This window comes from Nonomuraea solani (assembly GCF_900108335.1).
Taxonomy (GTDB): Bacteria; Actinomycetota; Actinomycetes; order Streptosporangiales; family Streptosporangiaceae; genus Nonomuraea; species Nonomuraea solani.
Genome location: NZ_FNVT01000006.1, coordinates 264,270 through 279,665, shown reverse-complemented (window position 1 = coordinate 279,665; position 15,396 = coordinate 264,270). Strand labels below are relative to the sequence as shown.

The 15,396-nt window shown below is 68.3% G+C and carries 20 protein-coding genes; 2 read left to right on the top strand and 18 right to left on the bottom strand.

Annotated features, from left to right (window positions below):
- Position 1: 1 nt before the first annotated feature.
- Entirely contained in the window at positions 2 to 544 is a 543-nt protein-coding gene (locus tag C4V41_RS24120; protein WP_235030349.1) for a TetR/AcrR family transcriptional regulator, read from the bottom strand.
- A 96-nt stretch (positions 545 to 640) separates the two neighbouring features.
- Here C4V41_RS24120 and C4V41_RS24115 point away from each other — a divergent pair, with 96 nt between their 5' ends.
- Entirely contained in the window at positions 641 to 1,048 is a 408-nt protein-coding gene (locus C4V41_RS24115; protein WP_200824182.1) for a DUF6463 family protein, read from the top strand.
- Here the strand turns inward: C4V41_RS24115 and C4V41_RS24110 are convergent.
- From C4V41_RS24110 to C4V41_RS24080, 9 genes are all read right to left on the bottom strand, one after another.
- Complete coding sequence (locus tag C4V41_RS24110; RefSeq protein ID WP_103958182.1) at positions 1,045 to 2,511, bottom strand: hypothetical protein; 1,467 nt, start codon at positions 2,509 to 2,511, stop codon at positions 1,045 to 1,047. The two genes, C4V41_RS24115 and C4V41_RS24110, sit on opposite strands and share 4 nt — an antisense overlap.
- Before the next feature lie 228 nt (positions 2,512 to 2,739).
- Complete coding sequence (locus C4V41_RS24105; protein WP_103958181.1) at positions 2,740 to 2,937, bottom strand: hypothetical protein; 198 nt, start codon at positions 2,935 to 2,937, stop codon at positions 2,740 to 2,742.
- 281 nt (positions 2,938 to 3,218) lie between these two features.
- A complete protein-coding gene (locus C4V41_RS60810) occupies positions 3,219 to 3,734 on the bottom strand; it encodes a hypothetical protein (RefSeq protein ID WP_146103761.1) in 516 nt (171 codons plus the stop codon).
- Positions 3,735 to 4,008: 274 nt separating this feature from the next.
- Positions 4,009 to 4,308 (bottom strand): hypothetical protein, encoded by a 300-nt coding sequence (locus C4V41_RS60805; protein ID WP_146103760.1) that lies wholly within the window; start codon positions 4,306 to 4,308, stop codon positions 4,009 to 4,011.
- 18 nt (positions 4,309 to 4,326) lie between these two features.
- The gene (locus C4V41_RS24100; RefSeq protein WP_146103759.1) at positions 4,327 to 4,728 is read right to left on the bottom strand and encodes a hypothetical protein; all 402 of its coding nucleotides are present in this window, start codon (positions 4,726 to 4,728) and stop codon (positions 4,327 to 4,329) included.
- Positions 4,729 to 5,079: 351 nt separating this feature from the next.
- Complete coding sequence (locus C4V41_RS24095; RefSeq protein WP_103958179.1) at positions 5,080 to 5,940, bottom strand: DUF5753 domain-containing protein; 861 nt, start codon at positions 5,938 to 5,940, stop codon at positions 5,080 to 5,082.
- A 33-nt stretch (positions 5,941 to 5,973) separates the two neighbouring features.
- Complete coding sequence (locus C4V41_RS24090) at positions 5,974 to 6,474, bottom strand: DUF6879 family protein (RefSeq protein ID WP_103958178.1); 501 nt, start codon at positions 6,472 to 6,474, stop codon at positions 5,974 to 5,976.
- Positions 6,440 to 6,691, bottom strand: coding sequence for a hypothetical protein (locus tag C4V41_RS24085; protein ID WP_103958177.1), 252 nt, complete (start codon positions 6,689 to 6,691; stop codon positions 6,440 to 6,442). The genes C4V41_RS24090 and C4V41_RS24085 overlap by 35 nt, the downstream gene beginning before the upstream one ends.
- 233 nt (positions 6,692 to 6,924) lie before the next feature.
- The gene (locus C4V41_RS24080; RefSeq protein WP_160150373.1) at positions 6,925 to 7,467 is read right to left on the bottom strand and encodes a serine hydrolase domain-containing protein; all 543 of its coding nucleotides are present in this window, start codon (positions 7,465 to 7,467) and stop codon (positions 6,925 to 6,927) included.
- 226 nt (positions 7,468 to 7,693) lie between these two features.
- On the opposite strand from C4V41_RS24080, the gene C4V41_RS24075 reads away from it, so the two are divergent.
- The gene (locus C4V41_RS24075) at positions 7,694 to 9,346 is read left to right on the top strand and encodes a glycosyl hydrolase family 28-related protein (protein WP_160150372.1); all 1,653 of its coding nucleotides are present in this window, start codon (positions 7,694 to 7,696) and stop codon (positions 9,344 to 9,346) included.
- Here C4V41_RS24075 and C4V41_RS24070 read toward each other — a convergent pair.
- The 8 genes from C4V41_RS24070 to C4V41_RS24035 form a co-directional block, all read right to left on the bottom strand.
- Positions 9,334 to 9,849 carry a DUF1707 SHOCT-like domain-containing protein gene (locus C4V41_RS24070; protein ID WP_103958174.1) on the bottom strand — a complete coding sequence of 172 codons (516 nt, stop codon included), beginning with the start codon at positions 9,847 to 9,849 and terminating at the stop codon, positions 9,334 to 9,336. The genes C4V41_RS24075 and C4V41_RS24070 overlap by 13 nt on opposite strands.
- Positions 9,846 to 10,649 carry an ABC transporter permease gene (locus C4V41_RS24065; protein ID WP_103958173.1) on the bottom strand — a complete coding sequence of 268 codons (804 nt, stop codon included), beginning with the start codon at positions 10,647 to 10,649 and terminating at the stop codon, positions 9,846 to 9,848. The genes C4V41_RS24070 and C4V41_RS24065 overlap by 4 nt, the downstream gene beginning before the upstream one ends.
- Positions 10,646 to 11,611: an ATP-binding cassette domain-containing protein gene (locus C4V41_RS24060; RefSeq protein WP_103958172.1), complete on the bottom strand. Its 966-nt coding sequence runs from the start codon at positions 11,609 to 11,611 to the stop codon at positions 10,646 to 10,648. The genes C4V41_RS24065 and C4V41_RS24060 overlap by 4 nt, the downstream gene beginning before the upstream one ends.
- Positions 11,612 to 11,623: 12 nt before the next feature.
- Positions 11,624 to 12,571 carry a DUF4097 family beta strand repeat-containing protein gene (locus tag C4V41_RS24055; protein WP_235030348.1) on the bottom strand — a complete coding sequence of 316 codons (948 nt, stop codon included), beginning with the start codon at positions 12,569 to 12,571 and terminating at the stop codon, positions 11,624 to 11,626.
- The gene (locus tag C4V41_RS24050; protein ID WP_103958171.1) at positions 12,571 to 13,089 is read right to left on the bottom strand and encodes a toxin-antitoxin system HicB family antitoxin; all 519 of its coding nucleotides are present in this window, start codon (positions 13,087 to 13,089) and stop codon (positions 12,571 to 12,573) included. The genes C4V41_RS24055 and C4V41_RS24050 overlap by 1 nt, the downstream gene beginning before the upstream one ends.
- 155 nt (positions 13,090 to 13,244) lie before the next feature.
- Positions 13,245 to 13,820, bottom strand: a complete 576-nt coding sequence (locus C4V41_RS24045) for a dihydrofolate reductase family protein (RefSeq protein ID WP_103958170.1) — start codon at positions 13,818 to 13,820, stop codon at positions 13,245 to 13,247.
- Positions 13,821 to 13,923: 103 nt separating this feature from the next.
- On the bottom strand, positions 13,924 to 14,514 hold the full coding sequence (locus C4V41_RS24040; RefSeq protein ID WP_235030347.1) for a DUF1707 SHOCT-like domain-containing protein: 591 nt from the start codon (positions 14,512 to 14,514) through the stop codon (positions 13,924 to 13,926).
- A gap of 24 nt (positions 14,515 to 14,538) precedes the next feature.
- A complete protein-coding gene (locus tag C4V41_RS24035) occupies positions 14,539 to 15,162 on the bottom strand; it encodes a TetR/AcrR family transcriptional regulator (protein WP_235030346.1) in 624 nt (207 codons plus the stop codon).
- Between the last annotated feature and the right edge of the window lie 234 nt (positions 15,163 to 15,396).

Genomic DNA, 15,396 nt, shown 5'->3' with positions numbered 1-15,396 from the left:
TTCACGGGCGCAGAAGGTGTTCCCCGGCGAGCCGCACGACGTCGCGGGTGGTGTAGCCGGGGTGGTCGGCGACGATGAAGTGGCGGCCGATCGCGAGCGCGAACGCCAGGGTGCTGCGGGCCTCGATCTCGTCCGGGTCGGTGATGAAGGAGCCGAACATCGTGCGCAGAAAGCCCATGCGCTCGTTGTCGATCCGCCGCAGGCGCGCCGCGACGGACTCGTCGTGCCGGGCCCAGGCCCGGATCGCGAGGTCGATCCGGTGCAGGTCCTCCGAGAAGGTCAGCCGGCCGACGCGCCGGATCCGGTCGGCGGGGTCGCCGCCCTCGGTCTCGACCTGGGCGAGGACCTCCCGGGTCGAGCGGTGTTCCCACTCGTCGAGCATCTCCGCGAGCAGCGCGGGACGGCCGTCGAAATGCCCGTAGAACCCGCCTTTCGTCACGCCGAGCCGGGCGGCGAGCGTTTCGACGCGGATCGCGTCGGGTCCGCCCTCGGCGAGGGCTTCGAGGCCCGCTTCTATCCAGCGGGCTCGGGTCGTGCGGGCCACAGCGGGAATCGGGGCCACCTCCGTTGATCGCGTCGCATGTGTACGGTACCGTACACATCAACTGTACGGAACCGTATAAATGGGAGGTCAGCCGCGATGGACTCCAGAAAACGCCTGCTCCGCTGGGCGGGCGGCATCATGCTCTTCCTGGGAATCGGGCACTTGTCCCTGCTGGCGGTCATCTCTGTCGCGGGCGTCACCGGCTGGGTGGATCGGGGGCTGTGGGCGGCCGTCCCGCTCACGTTCGCGGACCAGGGCGCGGCGGAGTTCCAGAACAAGATCACCTTCTGGGCGGGGCCGGGCGGCTTCGCCGTCCCGTTGATCCTTCTGGGCTTGCTGACCTGGCATCTCGCCGGCCGTGGGGTGGCCGTGCCCGCCGGGATCGGCTGGGGGCTCGCGGTGTGGTGCGCGCTGGGCGGTGTCCTGCTCGTGCCGTCCCCGTTCTTCGCCGGGACCATCGCCGGCGCCCTGATCATCGTGGCGGCGCGTGCCAAGGCGGGCTAGGCGTCCTGCCGGTACTGACCGTCGTCGAAGTACGCCCGCAACGCTGGGCTGTGCTCGGCCAGGCCCTCGGGATGGACGAGCCAGAGCGAGAACGCCTCCGCGTACAGCTCGCCGCCGGCCTGGGAGGTCTGGAAGTAGGCGGTGGTGTAGGGGGTCAGGTCGTGGCGGATCCCGTTGGTGTTGACGTAGGCGACGAACCGCTGCTCGCGGCCGGTGCGACGGGGCTCCAGCCGTGCGTGCCCGCTCCGCCACGCGACCTCGAGCAGCCGTATCTCGCTCCAGCGGACGAGCTCCTGGGTGAACTCCCGCCAGCACGCGTCTCCCAGCTTCCCCGCCTCTTCCACGATGTGGGCGAACTGCTCTTTCGACGCCGTGGCGCCCTGGTTGCCCACCTTGATGGCGTCGCCGTACAGGCTGGTCAGGGCGGTGTAGTCGGCCTGGAGCTCGTCGCGTAGCCGTCGCGCCTCATCGAGCTGGGACGCCTGCGCCAGCCGGCGCAGCTTGCCGCCCGCGGCCTCGCAGGCGGCGCGCTTGGTAGCGGCGTCGGTGCTCCCCTTCTGCAGCGCCGTGACGGTTTCGAAGGCGAGCTTCAGGAGCGCGTTCATCTCCGTGAGCTCCGTGTACCGCAGGTCGAGCGCCCGCGCGATGACCTCCTGGGGCACCGTCTGGTTCGCGGCGTACGGGCCGGCGCCGACGCTCTCGGCGGCCAGGCCGGCGTTCCGCCTGGCGTCGGACCTGGGCATGAGGCTCTCCACGGCATGGCCGACCTCGTGCAGCAGGATCTGCGCGCTCGCCGGGTGGATGACCGTGCCGCTCTGCCCGTAGAAGGCGACCTTGTCCTGTTCGAACGTGGGGTCCGCCACCCGGATCCTGCCCGGGGAGCCGACGATGGGGTCCGGGACGTGACTGAACAGCGCCAGGCGGTGGCCGCCCTGGGTGTCGGCCGCCAGTTGGCCGACGCGGGCCAGCTCCAGCCCGTGCAGAGCCGGCCGGTCGGCCGCCTTGACGTGCCGCAGCGCGTAGTAGACCTTGGTCAGCTCCTCCTGTGACCAGTCTCCGGTGATGGCCGAGAACGAGTAGTCCCGCATCAAATGCCGCTTCAGCGTCTCGTCGTCGGCCACCAGGGGCGCGCCGCCGAGCGGGAGTTCGCGGCCGAGAAGGGTGGCCGTGCCCTTGGTTCCCTCGTAGGAGAGGGTGACCGGGCCCCTGGCGGCGCGGCCGAGCGGCAGGATCTGGTTGAACGTCTTGTTCCCCCGGCCGTGGACGGCATATTCGGCGAGCAGCCATTTCAGGGCGAGGGCCTCCTGGTCGCTCAGGTCGCCCACGGAGCGGAGGGAGAACTGGGTGAGCCCGCTGCGACCCATCCGCTCCTTGACGACGGCGTCGTCGAGGAGCGCGGGTAACGAGACGATCGGCAGGGTCGCCACCTCGTACCCGATGTCGTACTGATGGATCTCGTGCACGGCGGGCTCCTCTGCTCGGTGTGGAGAACTGCCACCGGACGTTATGTGCCGCTTCGCGACAGGTCAATGAGTCGCGACATATTGAATTGGAAGATCGGGTATTTGGGGTCGGCCGTTGGCGTGGCTCGCGGAGCCCCAGCACCACGCCTGCCAGGCATGTGCCCTGTTGAAGGAGATCGGGAAGGGCTGTCCTGATGCGGCCACGCCCGGCCCGGCTGTCAGATCAAGTCAAGAGCACAGCGCGGAGATCAGCAGGGTCATGGCCGCCTTCTCCGGGTCGCCGGAGTAGGGGGTCATCGACAGGGCGAGCTGCCGTGAACCGTCGGCGGAGCTGAACGCCACCGTCGAGTACCCCCGGGTGCCGCCGCCGTGGCCCCACGCCTTTCCGCAGGGCAAGGGCCCGGCGATATCGTTCGTGGCCTTCACGTTTTATGGGTCGAAGGTCATTCGACCGGAAGCCCTCGCAACCGCAAAGGCAACCGTCGCGGCCTAAGGGGTGGGTAACCCCCACAGCCAGCCCTCATTAGGAACTGTGGAGGGCTGTCCCTCGCAGGATGTACGGGTCTGGCGATTCGGCCCTACGGGGGCCGGTTGCGCATGGCGACCTGCGGATTGATGTCAGTCCTACCATCGAGAAAGGCTGAGAAATGGCCTGATTTTGAGGTGAAACGCCATACCAGGAGCTAAGCAAGGCCTCGGATCGATATCTAGCTTACTAGAAAGTCAAAGTGGAAGCCTGCCACTAGCATGAGTATGCTCATGATTCGCACTACACGAAGGAATCTTGTGTGAGTGGTTGCCCACATGAGAGCGTCGGTCGATTTGCGCTCTACTGTGGGCACAAGCCAATTGCCCATTGACATCATGATAAACGCTACGCTAAAAAGCGCGATTCCTGGGATTAAGTTGTCGTGTGTTGCCAGCATAGCGCCTGCAAAGGCTAGGACTAATGTAGGCCAGCCCACTACAAGAACAGTGGCAACGATGGACGCCAACTCCATCCCGGCGCGGCCTTTTCTTTCGCGCCTTTCTTTGAGATAAGCCTCTATCCGCTCGGGACCGATAATATCTATGATGAGAACGAGACCAGCGAGCAGGGCGGCCACCTTTCCCCAGCGTGCCCACCAGTAGATCTCTAAACCCCACAGGACGCGCTGCCTGATGTCTACACCGTCAGCCCACGCCGACCAGGCGTCGAACAGGCTGATCTCTTCACCTGTCACAGCGCGATGCTACGACGGAACGTTGCACCCTGCATCGGATGCGCCTGAGTGAGCCTGTGAGCGCATAAGTGAAGCCCCCTAGGGTCTCCCGGGCCCTTGGGGGCTTTTCTGTGTTCTGGGGGGCTTTGAGCCCCTGGCCAGGTGGGCGGCGGATCGCGAAGCGGGGAAGCGCGCGATCCTCAGGCAGGAAACCGCCAGTGCGGGGGGTTCGTCTGCCTTCCTGACCGGGGGCGGCACCCCGGCTTGGCGGCCAGGCTCGCCGAACCGGGGGCGTCTATGAGGCTTCCTTTAGGCGTCCCTTGTACGGCGTTGAAAGTGCCTGCTCCCACTCGTTGCGGATCCCTTCCGCGCGATCCCTCGCCCGCTGGTTCGTTGTGAACTCTTCGGGCGGATAGGGCGTGCCTCCGCAAGTGGGTAGGCGTGTGCTCAAGTTGTAGCGGTTGTCGAAAAAGTGGATCGAGAACGCTTTGACACTGCCTATCATCCCGTAATCCAGGGTGTCGGAACGGGTAAGCCACACGATGTGAGGCAGGTTCACCGCAGGCCGCTTACGTGGTTTTTGCTCGGTGCTCATTCGGGGTCTCCGGCTGGATCAGACCATACTTGTTGCGGTCAGCCACTTGCCGACCGATAGGCCGATTTCGACGGGCGGAAGCTTGTCGAAACGCCCTTCGCGGATCGAATGCGTGAACACCTGATAGTTCGTCATGGTCGTGATGATCGGCTTGGGGCTGGTGCCCGTTTCCGCGATCCTGAAGATTGCGATGTTGCCGTACGCTTCTGGCTGGTATTCGTAGTTCCGCACCTTGGCACAGAAGTTCGCCCACGCCGTAGCCGTTATGGTGGCGATGTGCTCCGGGTTCGCCAATTCGCAGACCTGGACCACTCCGCCCTTGACGGCCCGACGTACGGCGACAGCGTTATTGATCTCCGATGCGTGCGTTGCAACCCACGGGCCTACTTCGCGTACTTCGGACGTCTCGGTGTTGACCATGGTGGAGCCTCCTACGCTGGGTTTGGTGTTGGGTCGCAACGCCAGCAAGCCGTTCTCTTCTGCAAGTTCGAGGTAGGCCCGACTCCCATACGCATCGGGCCGACCTCCGCGCCCGCGCCCAGCTCGCGGAAGCCACGCGCAAGCATCTGCCCTAGGTAGCTGTCACGCGCCCACGTCGGAGGGGGCGGTGGCGTCGCTGGAGGGCCTAGAGCCTTGATCTCATCGGGGGCCGGGGAGTCGGCTAACCAGGCCGAGCGGTGGGCGTGGGAGGGGGCAGTCTGTCCGGGCATGCCTTGACGGTAGGCAGGGGCGTATCGACGACTCCACAAACTTGCGGATACTTGCGGACGGCTACTCGAAGGCGTCCATCGCTTGCTTGATTAGGGCTCGGGCATCTCGACCGAAAACGGCTATCTCGTGGAAGCGCATGAACGTCTCGGTGTACATCTCGATCTCTCGCGGTTGAGTGATCGTGAGGAAGCCCGAGACCAACTCCACGTTGGCCTGCGCGTCATCGAAGATGTAGAAGTTCTCGACAGGCCAACGGCCCGCGCGCTCCGCGTCGGGCGGGATCAGAGCCAGGGACACCGATGGCAGCGCCATAGCCTCCAGCAGATATCCGAGCTGGCCGATCATCACCTCAGGCCCGCCACGCCGGTAGGTGAGTGCTGCGGCCTCCAAGATGAAGACGAACCGGTGATTGCCCTCGTAAAGGATGTGCTGACGGGCCATACGCTCAGCAACGGCATCGGCGACATCATCCACCGGTACCTTTCTGCCGTCGCGGATGGCCGCCAACGTCGCCGTGGTGTACCCGGCTGTCTGAAGGAGACCGGGAACGACATCTTGGCAGTACGACCGATAGAGCCGAGTACGTTCGTACAGCTCGCGCACCGCGACGTTCAGATGGGTGAGACCGGTCTTTTCGGCCCGCCGCCAGTCCAGCCACGCCGAGTCCACCGCGCGTAGCTCAGCAACCAGCTCAGGGAGCAGGCCGGGCACCCCACACGCTTGCACCCAAGCGGCAAGGTCGCTTTCGGACGGCTGCTTCTTGGCGTTCTCAATCCGAGAGGTCTTGGCCTCATGCCAACCAGCAAGGGCCGCAAGCGCCCTGGCATTCAGGCCAGCATCAAGGCGGATATCGCGTAGCCGCAATGCAAGAGCCTGCCTGGCCGCCTGGGCGCTGGAACTGGGCGAGTGCGAACTGTGCATGGATCTATGAAACCGGTGTGATCAGCAGCGCACTCAGATCCGATACTCCGAATGATCGGTCGCCCGTTCCCATGCCGCCGCGAAGGCGGCAGCACAGAGTTTCACCGTGGTCGCGTTATCGGTTTCGTCGTTGGAGACCCACGCGCCATCCCCGGCGAAATGACAGAACTGAACCAACCTGTCATCGAAGATCCACACGTCGTTTCCTGGCAGAGCCAGGTCAGACGCCAAACGCCGAGGAAGCCACCTGATCGCCTCCCCGGCGGACAGATTGACGCCGGGAGTAACCGCGTGCTCGAAGGCGATGTAGGTGCTGACAGGTTCCGACACGATGCGGACCCGATGCATGGCCACACCGCGCGTGACAGCGGCCTGTGCTGTGGCTGTCCAGCCCGAATACTGGCGGACAGCCTCATCGACATCACCAGCTTCCCAGGCCAGATAGCCAGGGTCGCCGGTCATGTACTGGTCGCGCATCTCCAGTTTGTACGCAGTGCGCTCACACGTCGCCAGGAGTTCGCTGAAGTCCGCCACGGCACGCCTCCATGATGATCTCGATCATGCGCGCCGGAAGGCGCACAACCGATTCGCTGTCCAGAATCGGGCTCTTGTCGTTGACCCACGCGAGGATCTCCGGGTCCGTTACGGTCGCGCCCTGGAAGAAGAAGTCACCCGTGACGGGATCCCTGAAGACGGCCGGGCAGTTGTTGCCCGGGTTATTGGGGTCCTTACCGTAGAACGCTAGCGCCATGATGGTCTCCTACGTTTGGGGCTTGCGACTCCTTGCGCACTTGCGAGCCTGAACGCTCGCACGACCGGCGTCAATACCTGCGATCAAGGCCCCACCAGAAGGGGTCAGCACAACGTCAGCACCCGTGCTGACAACTCCCGAGATCAACCCTGAACAACAAGAAGCCCCAGACTCGCGGTTTAGGCCGTGAGCTGGGGCTTTGTCTTGTGTTTGGCCAGGTCGCTCCTGGTCTGCTAAGGAGGCTGTAGGTAGTTGGTGTTGGAGTAGCCGAACTCGGTGCCGGGGCGAAACTCCCGGGGCAGGCCCTTCGTCTTCGCCACCAGCTCACGGGCCGACCAGGTGCGGAAGCGCTCCTTGGGAATGCCCCATTTGTCGAACATCTTCGTGCTGTACTCGGGGATTCCGCTGGTGTGCTGGAGCAGGTGCCTGACCGTGACGCCGGAGCCCACGCTGTCGGACAGGCTCAGTTCGCCCTCTCCCACCAGTTGGAGCACCACGGCCGCGGTGAACGACTTGGTCACGCTGCCGATCCGGAACCGCCCGTCCGCGGTGGCCGCCTCGCCGCCGCCCATGCGCGTCTTGCCGCTGGCACCGCGCCAGGTCTTGCCGCCGTCGCGGACTTCGGCGATCGCGGCGACCGCGCCGCTGTCGACGACCTTGTCGAGCAGCGCCTGCCAGTCGGGCTCACGTGGGCCGGCGTCCGCCAGGGCCGGTGCGGCCGGCATCGACACGATCAGCCCTGCCAGGACGATCGCCGTGGCGCGTCTTGCCTTCATGGTGCTCCTCCGATGGGTTTCGTTTCCCGCCGCATCAAGATCGGCCATGACAGGGCGGTCAGGCATCGGAGGAGCCACCTACGGGGACCCTGAGATCCGGCCGGCGATCTCCGACCTGGGAAGTAGGCCGTTCAGCCGATTGCGATGCCAAGTCATCCGATGGATCATCGGCATCTGAGGGCGAAGACTCTTGACTGGCAAGATGTCCGATGTAAGCCTCCGATGTATGCCGGACCCTTTAACGCTGAGCCGCCGGGCGCTGATCGGCGGCGTGGCCGCCGTACCGGCGCTTCCCCAGCCCGTGGCCGCCCGTCCCGGCGACACGTCAATGGCGCTGCTGGAGGAGTGGGCGACGGCGGAGGGCGGGCATCCGCTGGTGCCCGACGTCGCGCGGGCCGGCCACCGGCTCGGGGCCCGGCCGCCGCGCCCCCGCGTGGTGGCGAAGGTGACGGACTTCGGCGCCCGCGCGGACGGGACGACCGACTGCGCCGCCGCCTTCAACGCGGCCGTCCGCACCGCCGGTGAACGCGGCGGCGGCGCGGTGCTGGTGCCACGTGGCACCTACCTGCTCTCGTCGCCGGTGTTCATGCACTGGTCGAACGTGGTCCTGCGCGGCGCCGGCCGCGACGCGACCGTCCTGCGCTTCACGCGCACGCTGGACGACGGCTACCGGCCCGCCAGGCAGTCGAACGGCAACAGCCGCTGGTCATGGACCGGCGGCCAGATCTGGTTCATGGCGGCCGAGCGGCGCGCCCGCTCCGAGGCCGAGGACTACGCGGGCACCGAGGGCTGGCTGCTCGGCGACACGCTCGCCGAGGTCGGCGCGGCCTCGCGCGGCCAGCGCACGCTGCTGGTGTCCGACACGGGCGAACTCCGCGCGGGCGACCTGGTCGTGCTCGAATGCGACAATCCGCCGGACGCGACGCTGCTGATGCACCTGGCGGGCGACATTCCGGGCACCCGGACGTACGACTGGCCGCGCCGCGCGCCCCAGCTCGTCACCGGGTCGGGCGGCCAGTACGTGCAGTACGCGCTCCTCCAGTGGCCGGTGCGCGTCGAGGCCGTGCTCGGCCCCCGTCTCGTCAGGCTGGCCCAGCCGATCAGGTACGACCTGCGCCCCGGCTGGCCCGCCCGCCTCCGCGCCCCCGGTCCCACCGTGCACGACAGCGGCGTCGAGGACCTGACGATCAGCAACGACGTGGTGCCGATGACCGCCCACAACCGGCATCCGGGCTCGAACGGCGTGTGCTTCCAGGCCGTCCACGACTGCTGGGCCAGGGATGTGCGCGTGCTGAACTGCGATCTCGGCTTCGGCTTCACCACCGCCAAGTCGAACACCCTGACGCGCGTCGCGGTCGGCGGCCGGTCCGCGCACCACAGTTTCGCCTGCCGGATGCAGTCGCACGACAACCTCGTGGAGGACTTCGAGATCGAGGCGTTCACCGTGCCCGTCCCGGCGGGAGCCGTTCATCACGGCCTCAACCTGGAGGGGCTGTCGTCCGGCAACGTGTGGCGGCGCGGCCGGATGGCGGAGGGAACGTTCGACTCACATCGGGCGTTGCCGTTCGAGAGTGCGCGTACCGACATCACGCTGGTCAACAACGGCCGCGTCGGCGGCTCAGCGGCCTCGGGCCCGCTGTTCGGGGCGCGGATCGCGCACTGGAACATCCGCATCACCAGCGACAGCCCGTACGCGATCACCATCGCGGACGTCGCGCCGCGCAGTCTCACCGTCGGGGTGCAGGGCCCCTCGGGGACGGCCAGCGAGCTGACCCCCGACTTCACCGGCGACCTGGAGAACCTGCTCATCGGCCACGGCACCCGCCCCCGGGTCGCCGACCTGTACGCGGCCCAGCGCGCCCGCCTTCACCTGGACTGACGCGCGTTGCGGACGATCAGGCGGCCGTGGGCCAGCTCGCCGGTGATCCGCACGTGCAGCCCGCCCGGACGCGGGCGGCCCGCCGTCCTGCAGATCACGCGGCCCCACCCGATGCGCACCCGGTCGGCGTTCGCGCTCGCGCCGGCGGGCAGGATGATCTTGGCGCCGCCGTACGCGAGCATGAGCTCGATGTCGATCTCCGCGTGCCGGATGAGGGCCTCGGACAGGTCGAGCCGCACTCTGCCGTACTCGGACTCGACGCGCAGGTGGCGCGGGACGTGCCAGTCGCCCGTCCGCGTGACGGGCCCACCGGTGGAACCGATCTCCACCACCTCGTCCCGTGACTCCGGCGGCAGGTCGGCGAGGATCGGCGCCAGCTCCTGGGACGAGGCGGCGGTGAGCGCCAGTTCGAGCCGCTGCTCCAGCTCGGCCGGGTCGAGCCGGCCGTCCGCGTACGCCTGCTGGACCAGCTCCACCGCCCGCTCCCGATCGGCGGCGTTCATCGGCTGACGGTCCTCTTGTACAGCCGCGTGGCCAGCGGCACGAACACGACCAGGAGCACGACCGACCACAGCAGCGACACCGGCACCGCGTGCTGGAGCGGCCAGGCGGTGGGCGCCGGCATGGCCGCGCTGGTGTTGCCGAACAGCTCGCGGGTGGCCTGGATGAGCGTGGAGACCGGGTTCCATTCGGCGATCGGCTTCAGCGGCCCGGGCAGGCGCGCGCTGTCCACGAAGGCGTTGGACAGGAACGTCAGCGGCAGCGACACGAGGGTGGCGATGTTGTTGAACACCTCGGGCGTGCGCAGGGCCAGCGCGACCGTCGCCGTCACCCAGGAGAACGCGTACGCGAACAGCAGCAGCAGCGCGAAGCCCAGCAGCGCTTCCAGCGGCGAGGAGTGGATGCGCCACCCGACCAGCAGCCCGACCAGCGTCATCGTGACGATGCTGGTCACGTTCATGATCAGGTCGGCGACGGTCTGGCCGGTCAGCACCGCCGAGGGCGACATCGGCAGGGTGCGAAACCGGTCGAAGATGCCCTTCTGCAGATCCTGGGTGAGGGTGTAGCCGGTGATCTGCGCGCTCGTGGTGATCGTCATGACGAAGATGCCGGGCAGCATGTACTCCGCGTAGGACATGCCGGGCAGCTCGATCATGCTGCCGAAGACGTAGGTGAACAGCACCACGAACACGATCGGCAGCATGACCACGCCGCCCAGCAAGTCGGGTGCTCGCCGGATCTTCAGCGCGTTGCGCTTGGTGATCGTCAGGCCGTCGCTGACGGCGATCTGCAGGGCGTTCATCGGACGGTCTCCTTGACCTTCTCGTCGGCCTCGTGTCCCGTGAGGGCCAGGAACACGTCGTCCAGGGTCGGCCGGCGCAGCCCGGCATCCCGTACGGTGATCCGCTCGGCGGCCAGGTGACCGAGCGCCTTGGTCAGTGCGGTCGCGCCGCCGGCGACCGGGATCGTCATGCGCAGCGCGGCCGGGTCGCTCTGCAGGTCGCCCACGGCCAGCGGCGCGAGCATCCGCGAGGCGGCCTCCAGGTCGGCCGCGTTCGTCACCGACAGCTCGATGCGGTCGCCGCCGACCTGCGCCTTGAGCTGGTCGGCGGTGCCGAGCGCGATCACCCGGCCGTGGTCGACCACCGCGATGCGGTCGGCGAGCCGGTCGGCCTCCTCCATGTACTGGGTGGTGAGCAGCACCGTCGTGCCGCCCATGACCAGCTCGGCGATGACGTCCCACAGGCTCGCCCTGGCCCGCGGGTCCAGGCCGGTGGTGGGCTCGTCGAGGAACAGCACCGGCGGGTTGACGACCAGCGCGCCGGCCAGGTCGAGCCGGCGCCGCATGCCGCCGGAGTAGCCCCGCACCGGGCGGTCGCCGGCCTCGGTCAGGTCGAAGCGCTCCAGCAGCTCGCGGGCCCGCTGCTTGGCGCGCCTGGTGCCCAGGTGGTAGAGGCGGCCGACCATCTCCAGGTTCTCGGCGCCGGTGAGGTGGTCGTCCACGGCGGCATACTGGCCGGAGGCGCCGATGTGGGCGCGCAGCCGGCTCGCGTCGCGTACGACGTCGAACCCGGCCACCCTGGCGTGCCCGGCGTCCGGTTTCAGTAACGTGGTCAGGATGCGCACGGTGGTGGTCTTGCCGGCGCCGTTCGGGCCGAGCAGCCCGAACACCGTGCCCTGGGGGACCCTGAGGTCCATCCCGTCGAGGGCGACCACGTCGCCGTACTTCTTGACCAGGCCCTCGGCCATGATCGCGTCTGACATGACAGCTCTCCCTCAGGAACGGTGGATGGTGATGTCGCCGTGGGCGGTGTGGGCGCGCACCTCGACGACGTCGTCGGACTCGCCGGGGCCCTCGGTGGAGTCCAGGGAGACGTCGACGGTGCCGTGCTGCGAGCTCACGTCCAGCCAGGCGGCGGTGCCCTCGCGGATGCCCAGGTCCAGGCCGCCGCCCGTGGTCTCCATGACGATCGAGCCGGACACCACCTCGTCGATCCGCACGTCGCCGTACGCCGTCTTGGCGGCGACGCCGGCCAGGGCGCGGTCGATGGTGATGTCGCCGTAGGAGGTGTTCACCCGCAGCTCGCCGGTGACCTCGCCGATGCGGAGGTCGCCATGGGAGTTCGTGACCACCGCCGTGCCGTCGATCTCGCCGACGCGGATGTCGCCGTGGGTGGTGGTGACCTCGGCGTGGCCGGACGAGCGGGTGACCGAGATGTCGCCGTAGGTGGTCTTCACGCGCAGCCGGCCGGCCTGCTCGACCCGGATGTCGCCGTACGAGGTGCTGAACTTCACCTCGCCCAGCGGCCCCCGGCAGCGCAGGCTGCCCGCGTTCTTGGCGTCCAGGCGGGAGCCCGACGGCAGGTCGATCGTGACGTCGACCGAGCCGGGCCCGCCGAGCAGCAGCGACTTCGCCCAGTTCGCGGGCGACTCCACGAGCAGGTCGAACGACAGGCCCCAGCCGGAGGCCGGCTGCTCCCTGTCGGCCCGCACCAGGAGCCTGCCGTCGGCGTGGTCGACGTGGACGTGCCGGGCGGCCTGTACGTCGGCGTCGTTGGACTCGTCGCTCGGGCGGACGTCGACGACGGTGTCGGCGCGGTCGCTCGCGTTGAGCCGGACGGTGGCCGTCGCCAGATCGATGACGACGACGATGGGTTCGGGGGTGTCGAAGGTCGGCATGACGGGCCCTTCGTCGTGGGACGGCATGGTCGTTGGCTTGGTCATCAGCGCACCCAGCCGCTGTAGCGCTTGCCGGTCTGCTGCTGGGCCGCGCCCCTGCGGCGGCCCGCCTGCTCACCGGGGTCGAGCGCGGAGGAGACGGCGCGGACCAGCCAGGCGTTGACCGAGAGCCCGTCTCTGGCGGCCGCCTCCTCGATGCGCGGCTTGAGGTGCTCGGGGACCCGGAGCGAGATCCGGGACGTGCCGCCCTCGTCGGTGTCCGGCGGTGGCGGCGCCGGCGGGCTCGCCCGTTCGGGTTCCGCCTCGAACGACCCGCCGGTCGGCGGGGGCGTCACGACGAAACCGGGGTCGCGGCCGCGCAGCCGGACCTCGACCGAGCCCGGCGCGAGGTCGCGGGTGATTTCGTCCGCGGCGGCGGACAGTGCCTCCAGGAGCGCGAGCCGGGTGGCCGACTCAAGCGTCGCGGCGAGCCGCTCGCCCATCGCGCGAGCGTCCTCACCGCCCGCCGCGGCGGCGACCGCGAGTTCGCGGCGGAGGTGATCGACATACGGCGCAAGGTCCATGACGTCACTATGACACCATGATGACGTCATCGCAAGCGTCACCGCGACGCCATGCGTCCGGGCACAAAAAATCCGGCGCGCCGGGTGGCGCACCGGATCTCGGAAGGGGTCAGTCGCCTCGTTTCCGCACAGTCGGTGACGCGCGGAATGCCGGGCTAGCGGCGGACGCGATAGACCAGGTGGAGCACTCGCTTGCCCTGGATCACCACGTGCGGGTCCTCCAGCAGGTGCTGGGCGTCGACCGAGCCGAAGTAGCGCTTGCCCGAGCCGAAGACCACCGGCACGACGTCCATCGCCACCTCGTCCACCAGGCCGAGGGCGAGGGCCTGGCCGCCGATGTCGCCCGCCGCCACGCCGACCTTGCGGTCGCCCGCGAGCTCCTTGGCCTTCGCGATCGCCTCCGCCACCCCGTTGACGAAGTGGTACGGCGCGTCGGGGTGCCAGCCTTCGGGCCTGGGCCGGTGCGAGACCACGACGATGTGGTCGCCCGACGGGGGCGTTCCCTCCCAGCCGTTGGTCATGTCGAACACGTGCCGGCCGACCACCAGCACGCCGATGCCGTCCAACATCGGCTGGATGTAGTCGGCCGAGGCCCGCGTGACCTTCGCGCCGAAACCGCCGACCGGGACGTCGCCGTTGCCGTACCAGTCGAACAGCGGGCCGATCTCGTCCTTGTCGTTGGCGATGAAGCCGTCCACCGACACCACGTTGTGCATCACCACGGTGCTCATTGCGTCTCCCTGAGGTTCGCGTGCTCTCACTGACGCGTCGACTGGAGACCGGCCGGATCGACATCCCCCTTGGAGAAATTTCTTGTGAGCACGTCTGCCCAGGTCAGGGCGCTTTGGTCTTCGTGCCGACCCCGCCGAACAGGGCGAGGCCGCTGATGACGATCCGCGGCGCCCCCTTCCTCCGATGGACGGCGCCGCGGTCGAACCCGCCGAACAGGCCGATCCCCTTGACCTCCACCTCGACATCGTCGGGAACGATGACCTCCGTGTAGCCCCACAGGGCGAAGGCGCGGACCCTGATCTCGTCGGCGGCGAAGCGGGCGTCGCGCAGGTCGATCTCCCCGCCGCCGAACATCGAGAACGACGTGAACTCGCGCGGGGCGACCCACCGGCCCCTCCGGCTGAACCAGCCGAACACGCTCATCGCGAACCGGGAGCTGGGCTCTTCTCTCACCACCAGCGTGTCCGTACGGGCGGGCGCGGGCAGGCCGCGGGCGGCGCGCTCCAGCTCGGCCTGGGTCCTGGCCTCGTAGACCTCGGTGAGCCGCTGGTCGAGCTCGGCCAGCTCGATCCGCCCCACGGCGGCGGCCGCCTGCAGCCGTTCGGCCACCCGCTCGCGGTCCTCGTCGGAGGCTCGCACCTGCTCGGCCATGCGCGTCAGTCCTGTCTGCTCGATCAACGTGACTGACCGCATCCTATTCTCCAAGTGGAGAATAAGTCACTCCAGGCCGGACTCCTCCACCATGTGGGCCCCCATCATCCGGGCCAGTTGGGTACGGAACTCCGCCTCGTGCGCCGGGTCGTCGGGATCGTGGCCCATGCCCGCCAGCCAGGACCGCCCGCCGATGGCGAACCCGTACGCCGCCGACAGCCCGACCAGCGCCACCGCCTCCATCCTGGCCCGGCTCGGCACGGGCCGCCCGGCCAGCGCGGCGCGGATCCCGGCCTCCATCGCGTCCATGAACTCCACCAGCTCGGGCCGCGCCGCCCCCCGGTAGTCGGCGTGCATCTCGGCCCAGACGAACAGCCGCAGGTAACGCTCGTCCGCCAGGGTGTCGGACACCACGCTCATGATCCCCGCCGCGGTCGGCACACCCTGCTCGGCCTGGATCCGCTCGCGTATCCGCTCCTCCATGCGGTCGTTCTCGGCCCGCAGCACCTCGCGCACCAGGGCGGCATACGTACCGAAATAATGCGTCACCAGCCCATGAGCCACCCCGGCCGCCTCCGCGATCTGCCGCAGGCTGACGTTGTCAGGACCGCGCTCCCTGATCAGCCGGGCCGCGGCCGCCAGCAGCTCCGCACGCGACTCTTCGGGGCTCCTGCGTCGTCTGGGTGTCATGAACGGCAGCCTATTGGCCACCGGACAACAGACCGGCCCCCGCCTTTCCGTCAAGAAGGACGGAAGCGGGCGCGGGGGCGGTGCGGGCGGCGGCATGGCCGATGAATCCACGCGTCATCGGCCGGCCGCGTGCCGAACAATGGCGTGGCTGAAATGCGGAAAACCGGAGTGCTCGCGATTGTCGGAAACCGGGATGGCAAATAGCGGCCATCGGCCTTGTTGGGGCGGGCGTGC